At 73.6% G+C, this 13,552-nt stretch carries 14 protein-coding genes and 1 pseudogene; 11 read left to right on the top strand and 4 right to left on the bottom strand.

The window, feature by feature from the left end; all coding sequences use genetic code 11:
- The first annotated feature begins 664 nt into the window (after positions 1-664).
- From ACIBP6_RS08775 to ACIBP6_RS08760, 4 genes are all read left to right on the top strand, one after another.
- Positions 665-976: an STAS domain-containing protein gene (locus ACIBP6_RS08775; protein WP_397050199.1), complete on the top strand. Its 312-nt coding sequence runs from the start codon at positions 665-667 to the stop codon at positions 974-976.
- A gap of 757 nt (positions 977-1,733) precedes the next feature.
- The gene (locus tag ACIBP6_RS08770) at positions 1,734-2,474 is read left to right on the top strand and encodes a class I SAM-dependent DNA methyltransferase (RefSeq protein ID WP_397050198.1); all 741 of its coding nucleotides are present in this window, start codon (positions 1,734-1,736) and stop codon (positions 2,472-2,474) included.
- On the top strand, positions 2,474-3,481 hold the full coding sequence (locus tag ACIBP6_RS08765) for an iron-containing redox enzyme family protein (protein ID WP_397050196.1): 1,008 nt from the start codon (positions 2,474-2,476) through the stop codon (positions 3,479-3,481). The genes ACIBP6_RS08770 and ACIBP6_RS08765 overlap by 1 nt, the downstream gene beginning before the upstream one ends.
- On the top strand, positions 3,478-4,563 hold the full coding sequence (locus tag ACIBP6_RS08760) for a glycosyltransferase (RefSeq protein WP_397050194.1): 1,086 nt from the start codon (positions 3,478-3,480) through the stop codon (positions 4,561-4,563). The genes ACIBP6_RS08765 and ACIBP6_RS08760 overlap by 4 nt, the downstream gene beginning before the upstream one ends.
- Here the strand turns inward: ACIBP6_RS08760 and ACIBP6_RS08755 are convergent.
- Together ACIBP6_RS08755 and ACIBP6_RS08750 are read right to left on the bottom strand one after the other, a co-directional pair.
- A pseudogene (locus tag ACIBP6_RS08755) lies at positions 4,527-4,637 on the bottom strand (hypothetical protein); the annotation flags it as partial. The gene ACIBP6_RS08760 and the pseudogene ACIBP6_RS08755 sit on opposite strands and share 37 nt — an antisense overlap.
- Positions 4,638-4,782: 145 nt before the next feature.
- A complete protein-coding gene (locus ACIBP6_RS08750; RefSeq protein ID WP_397050192.1) occupies positions 4,783-5,736 on the bottom strand; it encodes an AraC family transcriptional regulator in 954 nt (317 codons plus the stop codon).
- Positions 5,737-5,893: 157 nt separating this feature from the next.
- Between ACIBP6_RS08750 and ACIBP6_RS08745 the strand changes: the two genes are divergently transcribed.
- From ACIBP6_RS08745 to ACIBP6_RS08725, 5 genes are all read left to right on the top strand, one after another.
- Entirely contained in the window at positions 5,894-6,856 is a 963-nt protein-coding gene (locus ACIBP6_RS08745; protein ID WP_397050190.1) for an aldo/keto reductase, read from the top strand.
- 129 nt (positions 6,857-6,985) lie between these two features.
- On the top strand, positions 6,986-7,933 hold the full coding sequence (locus ACIBP6_RS08740) for an alpha/beta hydrolase (RefSeq protein WP_397050188.1): 948 nt from the start codon (positions 6,986-6,988) through the stop codon (positions 7,931-7,933).
- Positions 7,930-8,676, top strand: coding sequence for an SDR family oxidoreductase (locus ACIBP6_RS08735; RefSeq protein ID WP_397050186.1), 747 nt, complete (start codon positions 7,930-7,932; stop codon positions 8,674-8,676). The genes ACIBP6_RS08740 and ACIBP6_RS08735 overlap by 4 nt, the downstream gene beginning before the upstream one ends.
- Before the next feature lie 95 nt (positions 8,677-8,771).
- Positions 8,772-10,187 (top strand): serine/threonine-protein kinase, encoded by a 1,416-nt coding sequence (locus ACIBP6_RS08730; RefSeq protein WP_397051489.1) that lies wholly within the window; start codon positions 8,772-8,774, stop codon positions 10,185-10,187.
- Positions 10,188-10,252: 65 nt separating this feature from the next.
- Entirely contained in the window at positions 10,253-10,597 is a 345-nt protein-coding gene (locus ACIBP6_RS08725) for a hypothetical protein (RefSeq protein ID WP_397050185.1), read from the top strand.
- On the opposite strand, the gene ACIBP6_RS08720 is transcribed toward ACIBP6_RS08725, so the two are convergent.
- Positions 10,579-11,472 carry a MerR family transcriptional regulator gene (locus ACIBP6_RS08720; protein WP_397050183.1) on the bottom strand — a complete coding sequence of 298 codons (894 nt, stop codon included), beginning with the start codon at positions 11,470-11,472 and terminating at the stop codon, positions 10,579-10,581. The genes ACIBP6_RS08725 and ACIBP6_RS08720 overlap by 19 nt on opposite strands.
- Before the next feature lie 48 nt (positions 11,473-11,520).
- Positions 11,521-12,063 (bottom strand): GNAT family N-acetyltransferase, encoded by a 543-nt coding sequence (locus ACIBP6_RS08715; protein ID WP_397050181.1) that lies wholly within the window; start codon positions 12,061-12,063, stop codon positions 11,521-11,523.
- Positions 12,064-12,118: 55 nt separating this feature from the next.
- Here ACIBP6_RS08715 and ACIBP6_RS08710 point away from each other — a divergent pair, with 55 nt between their 5' ends.
- Entirely contained in the window at positions 12,119-12,721 is a 603-nt protein-coding gene (locus ACIBP6_RS08710; protein ID WP_397050179.1) for a TetR/AcrR family transcriptional regulator, read from the top strand.
- Positions 12,722-12,744: 23 nt separating this feature from the next.
- Positions 12,745-13,470: a phytanoyl-CoA dioxygenase family protein gene (locus ACIBP6_RS08705; protein ID WP_397050177.1), complete on the top strand. Its 726-nt coding sequence runs from the start codon at positions 12,745-12,747 to the stop codon at positions 13,468-13,470.
- Positions 13,471-13,552: the final 82 nt, after the last annotated feature.

The raw sequence follows: 13,552 nt of genomic DNA, 5'->3' as shown, positions 1-13,552 counted from the left end.
AACCCCTTGTCGCCGCATGAGCCCACCCGGAGATGACCGGAAAAAGAAAAAGCGCACCCGAGTTGCTCAGGTGCGCCAAAGTCTTTTGCTGGGTACCACATCTGCAACGTCCCCGACGTTACCACAAGCGCGGGGCGCGAAGCAAATCTCGCCCGCACCTGCATGTCGCAGTCGGTCGTGGGCGGGCGCCCCGGCATAAGCCTCCCGGGATTTTATTCCCGTTGTCCGGGTTTTGCCCAAAAAAATGTCATGTGTACGGTCCCGGAGGTCGTGCGCGCCGCGCCGCGGCGGCGCCGCATCGGCGGCGCGCGCCGGGATGGCGGCCGGCGAGGCTCTCGGGTGGCTCGTCCGGGGACGTGTCACGGCCGGTCGCACGTCAAGGGCTCTCGGATGGCCCGGCAGCTGCGGCATCCTGGCGCGACCAGGTCAAACAACCGAATGGATTCGGTGCGGTGTATGGCGATTTATCGGGCAATTGTCGTCGGCGCCGGTAGCCTCCTATTGCTGAGGGAATCTCCGGACGTCGCCGTTCGACATCGCCCGGCGAACCGGAGCCGCCCCACCGGAGCCGGACGGGGGCCGAGCAGGTCAGGCGGGACGGCCCGCTCCCTGCCATCGAGCCCGTCTCCGACGCTCGCTGCCCGTACCCATCAGGGGGAACCCCATGACAGCCAGGCGTCCCATGCCGCCCGGATCGTCCCCGACGGTCGTCGCCCTGTCGGGTGAGATCGACCTCTGCACCGCCGACGCCGTACGCCGGCGGCTGACGGCAGCGCTGTGCGCCGGCGACCGCGTGGTCGTCGTCGACCTTTCACGGGTGACCTTCTGCGACGCCTGCGGGCTCGGGCTGCTCGTCGCCGCCCATCGCCGCGCGCGCACCCAGGGCGTCACGCTCTGGTTCCGGGGGCCGGGCCCGCGGATGACCCGGCTGCTGAACATCACCGGCCTGCGGCACAGCCTGCCGCTGATGGGCTGATCTGGCCGGTTTAGGGGCGGTTGTCAGCGGTAGGGGCGCAGGTAGCTCCCACGATGGAGGGCTCACCGACCGCGAATCCCCGAACCGGCGGCGGCCGCTCCCGCCGCGACGAAGGTGGAAGATCATGACTCTGCCCAATCGGACAATCAATGAGATTTCGTTCGAATGGGCACGAATGGGGCAGCGGACGGCGTACCTGAACACGATGCCGACCCGTCGCGTGCGCTCGCGATGGAGCCCCGGGCCGACCCCCGCCGGCTCGCATCCGCGGCGCGCCGAACTCAGGAGGTGAACACCCATCCTCGCCGTGGCCTTGGCCATCCCGCTCTTGGCGTTGATCGGCCTGATGTTGATGCAGCTGCTGGAGGAGACGCTGCTGCCCCCGCCGCCACGCTCGTCCGGTCCTCAGGAGCAGTCCGGGGAAGGCCCCCCGGACTCCAGACCGGCGGCCGCCCACGGACAACACCGACGGCCCGCCCACCGGGTTCACCGCGTCGCGATCCCGCGCGCGCATCCCGGCCGGCGCGTGGCCCGGCATCTCGCTCACGGGACACACGGGGAGCCCGCGGACCACCGGGCGCACGGAGCGCACGCCCGCGTCGAGGCCGCCACTCCCGTACGGTTCGAACCGGCACCGATAACCCCGCCGACCAGCAGCTGAAGGAACCGGACGGGGTTCGCACGCCCCTGACGGACGGGCCGGTTTGGACATCCGTCCCAGGGGCAGTGTCCGGCGAACCTGGGAAGGGGGTGCGCGGTGACGTCGTTCAACGTCGCCGCCTACGGCAGGAGCATCGCCGACATCTATGACGCGACGGTGCGCGACCTGCCGACACAGGCGGCGGTGGAGCGGCTCTGCGAGCTGGCAGGCGGAGGGCCGGTGCTGGAGTTCGGCATCGGAACGGGACGGCTGGCGCTGCCGCTGGTGAGCCGCGGGCTGACCGTGGCGGGGATCGACGGCTCGCCCGACATGGTGGAGATCCTGCGGGGGAAGTCCGGGGGAGACGGCATCCCCGTGACCATCGGCGACTTCGCCACCACCCGGGTCGACGGGCGGTTCAGCCTGGTCGTTCTCACCACCAACACGATCTTCGCCCTGCCGTCGCAGGACGCCCAGGTGAGCTGCTTCCGCAACGCGGCCGCGCACCTGGAGCCCGGCGGCAGGTTCGTGATCGAGGCGTGGGTGCCCGACCTGGCCGGCTTCCGCGACGGCTCCAGCCTGCGTCTGCTGTCGGTGTCGGAGGACGTGGTCCTGGCCGAGGCCGCCCGCCTGTCGCCGGCCGAGCAGCTGATGTACACCACCAAGGTCCGGATGACCGGTGAGGGGCTGCGGCTGCTGCCGGCCAACCACCGCTACGCCTGGCCCGCCGAGCTCGACCTGATGGCCCGGCTGGCCGGGATGGAACGCGAGCACCGCTGGTCCGACTGGGCCGGCACGCCGTTCACCGACGACAGTCGCACCCACGTCTCCGTCTACCGTCTCACTGGAGGTGCCTGATGCGGCTGCCCGCTCCCCGCGGTCCCATCACGGCCGCCCTGTTCGACCGGCTCGCCGGCCCGCCGGGCGACCTGGAGCCGCCGCTCGTCACGCCCCCGCCCGCGCGGGCGCTGGACGACGGCGACCTCCAGCTCGCCCTCTTCGCCTGCTACGAGCTGCACTACCGCGGTTTCGACGACGTGGACGACGGCTGGGAGTGGCAGCCGGCGCTGCTGGCCGTCCGCCTCGACCTCGAACGCTGCTTCGGGGGCGCGCTCGCCCGCGCCGTGCCCCGGCCCCCGGTCGTGCCGCCGGAACGCGTACGGTCCGCGCTGGCCGGGCTCGTCGCCGAGGCCGAGCGGGAGGCGCCCCTCTCACAGCACCTCCAGCGCGCGGCCGACCTGGAACAGTTCCGCGAGTTCGTCGTGCACCGGTCGATCTACCACCTCAAGGAGGCCGACCCGCACACCTGGGCCATCCCGCGCCTGGACGGCGGACCCAAGGCGGCCCTGGTCGAGATCCAGGCCGACGAGTACGGCGGCGGCCGCGCCGAGCGCATGCACGCCGAGCTGTTCCGCGCCACCATGACCGGCCTCGGCCTGGACGGCTCCTACGGCGCCTACCTCGATCGGGTTCCCGGCGTCACGCTGGCCGTCTCCAACGTCATGTCGCTGTTCGGGCTGCACCGGGCCCGGCGCGGCGCCCTGGCCGGCCATCTCGCCGCTCTGGAGATGACCTCGTCCGCGCCCAACCGCCGCTACGGCGCCGGCCTGCGGCGCCTCGGCCACGGACCGGACGTCACCCGTTTCTTCGACGAGCACGTGCAGGCCGACGCCGTGCACGAGCAGATCGCGGCGCACGACCTGTGCGCCCGCCTGGCCGCCCAGGAGCCGTCGCTGACCGGCGACGTCCTCTACGGCGCCGCCTGCGCGCTGGAGGTCGAACGCCGCTGGGCCCACCACGTCATGTCCCGCTGGCGGCAGGGCCGGACCTCGCTGGAGGAGGCACCGCTCGCCGCCGCGTCATGACCCGGATCGACTACGTACTGCCGCTGCGCTGGGACGACGACGCCGACCTGGACGAGCTGACCGCGTACCTGCGATGGCTGTCCCGCCGGGCCCGGGTCATCGTGGTGGACGGCAGCGACGCCGCGCTCTTCGCCCGGCACGCGCGGCGGTGGCGCGGCCTCGTCACCCACGTGCGCCCCGCGCGCGACCTGCGCTTCGCCAACGGCAAGGTGACCGGGGTGACGACGGGGCTGCGGCTGGCCCGCGCCGAGCACGTGGTGATCGCCGACGACGACGTCCGCTACGACGCCGCCTCGCTCGCGGCCGTCGACCGGCTGCTCTGCCGCGCCGACCTGGTCAGGCCGCAGAACCACTTCAGCCCGCTGCCCTGGCACGCCCGCTGGGACACCGCCCGCACGCTGCTCAACCGCGCACTCGGCGCCGACTACCCGGGGACGTTCGGCATCCGGCGTCCCTTCTTCGAGCGGATGGGCGGCTACGACGGCGACGTGCTGTTCGAGAACCTGGAGCTGATCCGCACGGTCCGCGCGCACGGCGGCGTCGAGGCCCGTCCGCCCGGGCTCTACGTGCGCCGCCTGCCCCCGGACGCGTCGCGGTTCTGGTCGCAGCGGGTGCGGCAGGCCTACGACGACCTCGCGCAGCCGGCCCGGCTGGCGTTCTCGCTGTCGGTGCTGCCCGCCGTGGCCGCGTGCCTGCTGCGGCGTGCGTACGCGCCGCTGGGCGTGGGCGCGGTGCTGGCGGTCGGGCTGGCCGAGGCGGGGCGGCGCAGGGCCGGGGGCCGGCGGGTGTTCCCGTGGGACACGGCGCTGTTCGCGCCGGTCTGGGTGCTGGAGCGGGGTGTGTGCGGCTGGCTCGCGGTGGGCGCCGCGCTGCGGGGCGGCGTGCCGTACGCGGGCCGCCGCCTGCGCCGCGCCGCGAACTCCGTACGCCGGATCCGCCGTCAGGGCGGCGGGTCGGCCTGGCTGGGGGCGCGGAAGCCGAGCGCCTTGTGGGAGCCGTCGCAGAACGGCTTGGTGGACGAGCCCCCGCACCGGCACAGCGCCACCGTCGAACGCCCCCGCTCGATGCGCTCACCGTCCTGAGTCACCAGCTCGAACGCCCCTCTGACCAGCAGCGGCCCGTCCTCACACGGCGTCACCGTGACCTCGTCATCCATCCTGGGCGCCTGCCCGCTGCCGGCCGCGGGAAACGACGATCACGTCCTCCGGGCGCGAACCGGGCCGGGTCCGCAAGGAGGGCCCGAGCGCGATGACGTCACCGCGCCGGGCGGCACACACAGCCCGGCCGCCGCTTCGGACCTCTCACGGTCGCTCGCCGGCCGCGGCGTCCGGCGGCTGGGGGGTGGGCGGGGGAGCGCTGCGGTAGCGGGCCGGTGGCTGGCCGGTGACCCGTTTGAAGGCGTTGCTGAACGCGCTCTCCGAGGCGTACCCCCATGCGGCGGCCGTGGCGGCGACCGTGCGGCCGTCGCTGCGCAGCGCGCGGGCCGCCGACCGGATGCGCCAGTGCAGCAGGTACGTCAGCGGCGGCACGCCCACGAGCTCCTTGAAGCGCCGCGCGAAGCCGGAGCGCGACATGCCCACCTCGGCGGCGAGGGCGGCGACCGTCCACGGATGGGTGGCCCGCCGGTGCATCATGGCGAGCGCGGCGCCGATCTGCGGGTCGTGCAGGGCGCCCAGCCAGCCCTCCATCTGCTCCGGGCCGGCCAGGTGGGCGCGCAGGGCCTGGACGAAGAGGATCTGGGTCAGGTGGTCGATCATCACCACCGATCCGAGCGGCTCGGTGGCCGTCTCCTCGGCCAGCATCGCCAGCACCGGCCGCAGCGTCCTGGCATGGTCGCTGCCCGCAGGGATGTGAGCGGCGGGGGGCAGGCAGTCGAGCAGCAGCGTCGCCGTCGTGTCCTCCAGGCTGATGCTGCCGCCGACGATGACCGTGCGCTCGCCCGTCTCGTCGCCGTACCGGATGTTCCTGCGGCTGGGGGCGGAGCGGTAGACGGCCTGGCCGTCGCGCGGTTCGAGGCCGGGCCCGCTGGCCACCTCGTACGGCCGGCCGCCCACCAGCAGGTAGCAGTCGCCCTCCGACAGCCGCAGCGCCGTGCCGCCGTCGGGCGTCAGCAGGCAGGACCCCGACAGCAGCACCCCGATCTTGACATGCTGGTACGCCGGGAAGCGCAGCGCCCACTCCCCGCCGGCCTCGAAACGCGAGGAGAACGCGGCACGCAGGTTGAGCAGGGTCAGGACATCGGAGAGCGGGTCCACGGCGGCTCCGGACGATCTCGCAGGTAAATCGGACTTTTCCGCATGGAGTGTCCATTGTGCAACTTGTAGCGTGCCGGACGAGACCCTACAGAAGGGGATAAATGATGAAATATGCGGCATTGGGGACAACGGGGGTCTTCGTGTCTCGCTCGGCGCGATGAACTTCGGCGGCAGCGGATCGCCCGTCTGGGACGCCGTCGGCGCCCTGGGGCCGAAGGACACCGACCGCATGGTGGGCATGGCGCTGGACAACGGCGTCAACCTCATCGACACCGCCGACGTGTACGCGGGCGGCGAGTCGGAGGACCTGCTCGGCCAGGTGCTGGGGACGCGGCGGCGCGAGGTCGTGCTGGCCACCAAGACGACCGCGCGCTCAGGGCCCGGACCGAACGACGTCGGCCAGTCCCGCCTGCACGTCATGCGCTCGCTGGAGGACAGCCTGCGCCGGCTCCGTACCGACCACATCGACCTGTACCAGATCCACAACCTCGACCCCCTCACCCCGTTCGAGGAGTCGCTGGCCGCCCTGGACGACGCCGTACGCCAGGGGAAGATCCGCTACGTCGGCGCCTCCAACCTGACCGCGTGGCAGACCATGAAGGCGCTGGGCGTCTCCGAGCGGCGCGGCTGGGCCCGCTTCAGCTCCCTGCAGTCGCACTACTCGCTCGCGGCGCGCGACATCGAGCGGGAGATCGTGCCGCTCGTCGCCGACCAGCGGATCGGCCTGCTGGTGTGGGCCCCGCTCGTGGCCGGCCTGCTGACGGGCAAGTTCGGCCGCGAGGGCACGACCGACAGCGGCGCCCGTCGCGCCACGCTCGCGTGGCCGCCGGTCGACATGGAGCGCGCGTACGACGTCATCGACGTCCTGCGCGAGGTCGCGGCCCGCCACGAGGCGCCGGTGGCGCGGGTCGCGCTCGCCTGGGTGCTCGCGCAGCCCGGGGTGACCAGCGCCATCGTCGGCGCCAAGCGCCCGGAGCAGCTCGAGGACTCTCTCGCCGCCGTCGACCTGGAACTCACCGCCCAGGACCTCGCCGACCTCGACCAGGCCAGTGCCCTCCCCCCGGAGTACCCGGGCTGGATCCAGCTCCCCAACCCCGAACGCTTCCCCCAGCCGGCCTGACCGGCCCACGGGGATCTCCTCGTTCCCGGGCAAAGCGTGGGGAACGATCTTCTGGGCGGCTGTTGCCCTGGTCGTGGGGCAGGGGGTTACGTGGGTTCTGGTGAGCGCGTCGATGGTGAGGAGCCCGCCATGAGCAGGCACGTTCTGGAGCCGGCCGCCCAGGAGATCGCGGACGCGACCTCGAAACCGCCCTTCCTCTACGAGCTCGGGCCCGAACGCGCCCGCGAGGTGCTGGACGACATCCAGTCCGCCCCGATCGACATGCCCGACGTGGACGAGAAGTGGATCACCGTCCCGGCCGAGGCCGGGGAGGTGCGGGTGCGGATCGTCAAGCCGGCCGGGTCGTCCGGTGCGCTGCCGGTCATCCTGTACGTCCACGGAGGCGGCTGGATCCTGGGCAACGCGGGCACCCACGACCGGCTCGTCCGCGAGCTGGCCACCGGGGTGAACGCCGCGGTCGCCTTCGTCGAGTACGACCGCTCGCCCGAGGCCCGCTACCCGGTCGCCGTCGAGCAGGCGTACGCCACCGCGCAGTGGATCACCAGCAGCGGGACGGAGGAAGGGCTGGACGCGCGGCGGATGGCGGTGGCCGGCGACTCGGTCGGCGGCAACATGACCGCCGCGCTGGCCATCCTCGCCAAGCGGCGGGGCGACGTGACGTTCGTGCAGCAGTCGCTGTACTACCCGGTCACCGACGCCGCCCAGGACACCGGCAGCTACCGCGAGTTCGCCGACGGCCCGTTCCTGACGGCCAAGGCCATGGCGTGGTTCTGGGACGCGTACGCCCCCGACCATCGCGCGCGGGCCGAGATCACCGCCTCACCGCTGCGCGCGAGCCTGGAGGACCTGGCCGGGCTGCCGCCCGCGCTGGTGATCGTGGACGAGAACGACGTGCTGCGCGACGAGGGCGAGGCGTACGCGCGCCGGCTGACCGAGGCGGGCGTGCCGACGACGAGCGTGCGTTACAACGGCATCCTGCACGACTTCATGATGCTCAACCCCGTCCGGCGGACCCGCGCGGCCTCCGCCGCCATCGCCCAGGCCGTCGACGTGCTCAAGGCTGCCCTCCGTCCATGAAGATCGTGGTGATCGGCGGCACCGGCCTCATCGGGGCCGGACTCGTGGACGCGCTGCGCGGGAGGGGGCACGACGTGGTCCCGGCCTCTCCCTCGTCGGGGGTGGACGCGGTCACCGGCAAGGGCCTGGCCGCGGCGCTGGCGAGCGCCGACGCCGTGGCCGACGTGGCGAAAGGGCGGTCCTTCGAGGCCGGGGCGGCGATGGAGTTCTTCACCACCGCGACCCGCAACGTCCTCGCCGCCGAGCGGAACGCGGGCGTGTGGCATCACGTCGCGCTGTCGATCGTCGGGGTCGACCGGCTGCCGGCCTCCGGCCACTACCGCGCCAAGGTCGCGCAGGAGAGGCTGATCGAGGAGTCCGGGATCGCGTACTCGATCGTGCGGGCGACGCAGTTCTTCGAGTTCATCCGGGCCATCGCCGACTCGGCCGCCGCGGGCGGCACGATCCTCCTGCCGCCCGCGCTCGTCCAGCCCGTCGCCGCCGCCGACGTCGTCGCCGTGCTCGCCGACATCGTCACCGGGCCGCCGCTGCGGGGCATCGTGGAGGTGGCGGGGCCCGAGGTGTTCCCGCTGGACGAGGTGGCGCGGACGGCCCTGGCCGCGTGGGGCGACCCGCGCACGGTGATCACGGACCCGCACGCGCCGTACTTCGGCGGCGAGCTGGGCGAGCGCACGCTCGTACCCGACGAGGGCCATGCCCGCATCGCCGCCACGCCGTTGGCACGGTGGCTGCGCCCTGAGTGAGACCGCGCGGGATCTGCCGGTTTTCGCTTCTGGCTGGCGGGCTGGCATGATGGCGAAGGTCCGTCAAGCGGTTTTCGGGTGGGTCCTTGGCAAGGGTGATCGATCCTCTGCGGCCGGGCGACCCCCGCCAGGTGGGGCCGTACACGCTGCGGGGGCGGCTGGGCGACGGCGGTCTGGGGCGGGTGTTCCTGGGGCGCTCGGGCGGCGGCCCGCCGGTCGCGGTCAAGGTGGTCCTTCCCGAGCTGGCAGGCGACGCGGGCTTCCGCCGCCGCTTCGCCGAGGAGGTCGGGCTCGCGCGCCGGGTGGGCGGCCCCTTCACCGCACGCGTGCTCGACGCCGACACCTCAGCCGGCCGGCCGTGGCTGGCGACCGCGTACGTCCCCGGCCCTTCCCTGGAGGAGGCCGTGCGGGCGCACGGGCCGTTGCCCGCTGACGCGATCTTCGTCCTGGGGGCGGGGCTCGCCGAGGGGCTCGCCGCGATCCACGCCCGCCGCTTGGTGCACCGCGACCTCAAGCCCGGCAACGTGCTCCTGGCCGCCGACGGGCCGCGGCTCACCGACTTCTGCATCGCCCGGGCGCTGGACGGCGTGCGCCGCGTACCGGGCACGTTCGCGCCTCCCGAGCAGGTGCGCGGTCACGACGCCGGGCCGCCGGGCGACGTGTTCTCCCTGGGCGCGGTGCTGGCGTTCGCCGCCACCGGCCGCAGCCCGTTCGGCGAAGAGGCCGTCCGCCACGACGAGCCTGACCTGTCGGGGCTGCGCGACGACCTCGCCGGCCTGGTCGCCGCCTGCCTCGCCGAGAACCCGGGACGCCGCCCCGCGCTGCCGGACCTGCTGGACTCGCTCACCGGACAGGCGATGCCGCGCTCAGGCGCCGGCCGCCGTTCCTTCACCATGACCCCCGAGGGCCGCACGGAGCGGTCCCGGACGGCGGTCGCCGTGGACGACGGCGACCGCGCCACGAAGCACAGCTTCCCGATCACCACGCCCGCCATGCGCGCCGCCGGACGGGTCACCGACGTGGGCGTGGGCGCGCTGCAGATCGCCGCCCTGTTCGGGATCGCCGGCCTGGTGGAGCTGTGCATCAGCCGCGACCCGGCCAGAGCGTGGGAGTTCACCCGCCACCTGTCCGCGAACTTGTGGTGGTTCTGGGTGCTCGGCCTGGGCGCCGCCTTCGTCCACTCCGGCTCCGACGGGCACGACCTGCTCACCGTGGACGCCGGCGGGCTCACCCTCACCGACCAGCGGTGGATCCGCCGCCGCGACCGGTCGGTCGTCATCCCGTGGTTCCGCGTCGAACGCGTCCGCCTGGTCGCCGAGCCCGGCGGCGGCGCCCATCGCGTCGTCGTCACGTTCACGGACGAGGACGAGCCCGCCCGCCACGACCTGCGCGCCGGGCACGGCGGCCACGTCGTGGCCCGGCTGTCCGTGGCGGACCCGGCGCGCGCCGCGATGCCCGCTCGCCTCCGCGCGGCGCTGGCCCGCCACGGCGGCCATCGCTACGCACCCTGACACCCCTGGACGGGAGTGGATCTCCGGGTTACCGTCTGCTCGTAGATCGACGAGAGGGGCACGCCATGACCGCCGGCCGGATCGCGCTGGCCTTGCTGACGCCTCTCGTCCTGCTGGTGGCGGCCTCTCCCGCGCGGGCCGAGGCGCCGTACTGCGGCCCCGAGACCCCGGTGTGCGGGGAGCTCGACGGCGGCTCGTACGTCTTCACCCTCAGGCCGCCGCCCGCGACGCTCTCCGTGACGGCCACGGTCAACGGCGTCCCGGTCACGGGCAGCCTGACCGCGTTCCCCCAGCCGGGATACGTGCGGGGCTGGTACGAGCCGTACCCGCCGCCGGCGCCGGGTGACGTGCTGTGCCTGACGTTCCACACGAACGGGACGCCGCTGGGGCCCTACTGCGACACGGCCTGATCGCGGAGCGCTTCGGCGAACCAGGTGAGCGCCGGCGTCAGGGGCTCCGGCCGCGGCCAGCCGTTGACGGTCGCGAGCAGCTCCATGTAACGGTCCCTGCGGGCGTCGCAGGCCGCCTCCAGCCGGGCGCGCAGGTCCGCTCCGGCGTACCGGGAGCAGACCTGCGCGACGACGGCGGCGGCCTCGGGCGCGGACGGGTCCACGCCCGCCTCCAGCGCCGGCCGGACCGCGTCGCGCACGAGCGCCGCGGCGTCGGGGCGCGGGAGGCCGCCCCCGGCGTGGTCGGCCGCGTGCAGGCCGGTCATGCGCCGCATCACCGCGCGGAATTCCGGGTCGCGGGCCAGCTCGGCCAGCTCCATCCACGCCTCGACCTGCTCGGGCTCGGGATCGTCCGGCAGGTGCGGGGTCATCGAGCCCCTGACCGCCGCGAACGGGCCGTCAGGGGTGAAGGCGGCGTCGAGGAAGTCGGCGATCAGGCGGTGGCGTTCGTCCTCTGACAGGCCGGCGAGTTCGTGCATCAATTCCATCTCCTCAGGGGTGGACCCGCGCCGGGCCACCGCCGTCAGCACCGCCTGCCGCCGCCGCAACGTGCGGATCTGCGCCCGCAGCGCCTCCGCGTGCGCGGCGGCGACCTGGGCGAGGGGAACTTCCCGGTTCACGACCCTGCGGATCGTGGCCAGGTCGAGCCCCAGGTCGCGCAGCGTGCGCACGAGGTCGAGACGGGCGGCGGCGTCGGGGCCGTAACGGCGGTAACCGGCCGGGCTGCGGTCGGCCGGCGGCACGATCCCCTCGTCGGAGTAGAACCGGATGGTCTTGACCGTCAGCCCGGTGCGCCGGGCCAGGTCGCCGATCGAGTAGAGCGTGTCCGCGTCCATGACCCCACCTTCGCGTCTCCCCTTACTGGAGACTCAAGCCAATCAGATTCAGCCGCGCCACTCGTCGGCCAGCAGCGACCAGACCTCCACGTCGACGCGGCCGCCGCCGCGCGGGTAGACCTGGCGCAGCACGCCCTCGCGGCTCATGCCGAGGCGCCGTGCGACGTTGAGGCTGCGGACGTTGCCGGCGACCGCCTGCCACTCGACGCGCTGGATGCCGCGCGTCCGCACCGCCCAGTCGACGATCCGGCCGACCGCGCCCGTGATGAGCCCGCGCCCCTCGGCGGCGGGCTCCAGCCAGCAGCCCACCTCGCAGACGCCCAGCCCGGCGTCGAACGACCGGAGCATCACGCCGCCGCAGAGTGTGCCCTCCAGCCAGATGCCCCAGATGCCGCCGGCGTCGCGCGCCCGGCGGTCCGCGTAACCCTGGAGCACCGCGCGGGCTCCGTCGAGGTCGGAGGCGACGAACGAGGACGACACCCACGGCGAGATGTGCTCGCGCGCCCGGTCGAGATGCGCGAGGAACTCCTCGGCCTGCCACGGCTCCAGCGGCCGCAGCTCGGCGCCGGGGGTGAGGGGAAGAGCGAACATCGGAAGCCTCCGGAAGAAGTACATAACAAACGTTCGGTATGTAAGCTAGCACTTCATGAGCCCAGCCCGCACCGACCACGACGCCCGCCGCCACGACGTCTCCGAGGCCGTGTGGCGGGTCCTCGCCGAGCACGGCTTCGGCGGGCTCACGCTGCGGGCGGTCGCCGCGGCCATGGGAGCCTCCACCGGCCTGGTCACCCACTACTTCGCCGGCAAGCGGGAGCTCGTCGCCCACGCGCTCGACATCCTGGAGACCCGCACGCGCGAGCGCCCGCGCCGGACGACGCCCGCCCCGGGCCTGCCCGCGCTGCGCGCCCGCGTGCTCGACATCCTCCCGCTGACCCCGGACAGCACGGCCATGAGCCGCATCTGGGTCGGCTCGTGGGACCTCGCGCTCTCCGACCCCGCGCTCTTCGCCGCGCAGACCGCCCGCTACGAGCGCATCCGCGAGACGCTGCGCGCCGCGATCTGCGACGCGCGGCGCCTCGGCGAGTTGCCCCCCGAAGCCGATCCGGTACGGCTCGCGCAGACCGTGCTGTCGTTCACGCACGGCCTGGTCGTGCAGGCGCTCTTCGATCCGGAACGGTTCCCGCCCGAGCACCAGATCCGCCTGGCCGACGAGTTCCTCACGGGGCTTCGCCACGCGGAAAACCGGTAGACGGCGTTGGTAGCGTGCCAGGCATGAACGTTGTCGATGTCGATCAGTTTGTCACGGACGGGTTCGCCAAGGTCGAAGGGGTGGTGCCGCGCGAGGTCGGCGACGCCGCGAGGGCGCTGCTGTGGCAGCGGATCGGCCTGTCGCCCGACGACCCCTCCAGGTGGACGCAGCCGGTGGTGTGGACCGCCGACCTGACCGGCGAGGGCCCGTTCGGGGAGTTCATGAGGAGTCCCCGGCTGCGCGCGGCGCTGGACGCGATCGCCGGGCCGAGCCGGTGGATCCCGCGCGGCGCCGCGGGGAACATCCCGGTCCGGTTCCCCCGGGTGCCGCCGGCCGAAGACCGCGGCTGGCACATCGACGCCAACACCGAGCGGCCCGACGGAAGCTGGGGAGTGAGCGGCCGTCCCGGCACGTTCCTGCTGCTGATCATCTTCTCCGACGTCGGCCCCGACGACGCGCCGACCCGGGTGCGCGTCGGGTCCCACCGCGACGTGGCCGGTGTGCTGGACGAGAAGGCGATCGACCCGATGGAGGCCGGGCCGCTCGTGGACGACGCCAGCCAGGGGCGTCCCCTGGCGTTCGCGACCGGACGGCCGGGCGACGCTTACGTGCTGCACCCGTTCACCGTGCACGCCGCGCAGGAGCACCTCGGCACCGAGCCGCGGTTCATGGCGCAGATGCCCGTCCCGCTGACCGAGCGGTTGTCGCCGGGAGCCGGCACGCCGCTGGCCCGGGCCGTCGGCTGGTGAAACCCTGGTGACGGCTCAAAACTCCGTCAACCGCGGGGCCGGGACGGCGACGGTGCGCCGGTGCACCGCCTGAACCGCGGGC

The organism is Nonomuraea terrae, from assembly GCF_044465245.1.
Taxonomy (GTDB): domain Bacteria; phylum Actinomycetota; class Actinomycetes; order Streptosporangiales; family Streptosporangiaceae; genus Nonomuraea; species Nonomuraea terrae.
This window is presented reverse-complemented; position numbering and strand designations above follow the sequence as displayed.

Excerpts from the sequence above, each read along its gene's own strand:
- ACIBP6_RS08775 (WP_397050199.1), top strand. The coding sequence starts at position 665 with ATGACAGCCAGGCGTCCCATGCCGCCCGGATCGTCCCCGACGGTCGTC.
- ACIBP6_RS08765 (WP_397050196.1), top strand. The coding sequence starts at position 2,474 with ATGCGGCTGCCCGCTCCCCGCGGTCCCATCACGGCCGCCCTGTTCGAC.
- ACIBP6_RS08760 (WP_397050194.1), top strand. The coding sequence starts at position 3,478 with ATGACCCGGATCGACTACGTACTGCCGCTGCGCTGGGACGACGACGCC.
- ACIBP6_RS08745 (WP_397050190.1), top strand. The coding sequence starts at position 5,894 with ATGAACTTCGGCGGCAGCGGATCGCCCGTCTGGGACGCCGTCGGCGCC.
- ACIBP6_RS08740 (WP_397050188.1), top strand. The coding sequence starts at position 6,986 with ATGAGCAGGCACGTTCTGGAGCCGGCCGCCCAGGAGATCGCGGACGCG.
- ACIBP6_RS08735 (WP_397050186.1), top strand. The coding sequence starts at position 7,930 with ATGAAGATCGTGGTGATCGGCGGCACCGGCCTCATCGGGGCCGGACTC.
- ACIBP6_RS08725 (WP_397050185.1), top strand. The coding sequence starts at position 10,253 with ATGACCGCCGGCCGGATCGCGCTGGCCTTGCTGACGCCTCTCGTCCTG.
- ACIBP6_RS08720 (WP_397050183.1), bottom strand. The coding sequence starts at position 11,472 with ATGGACGCGGACACGCTCTACTCGATCGGCGACCTGGCCCGGCGCACC.
- ACIBP6_RS08715 (WP_397050181.1), bottom strand. The coding sequence starts at position 12,063 with ATGTTCGCTCTTCCCCTCACCCCCGGCGCCGAGCTGCGGCCGCTGGAG.
- ACIBP6_RS08710 (WP_397050179.1), top strand. The coding sequence starts at position 12,119 with ATGAGCCCAGCCCGCACCGACCACGACGCCCGCCGCCACGACGTCTCC.
- ACIBP6_RS08705 (WP_397050177.1), top strand. The coding sequence starts at position 12,745 with ATGAACGTTGTCGATGTCGATCAGTTTGTCACGGACGGGTTCGCCAAG.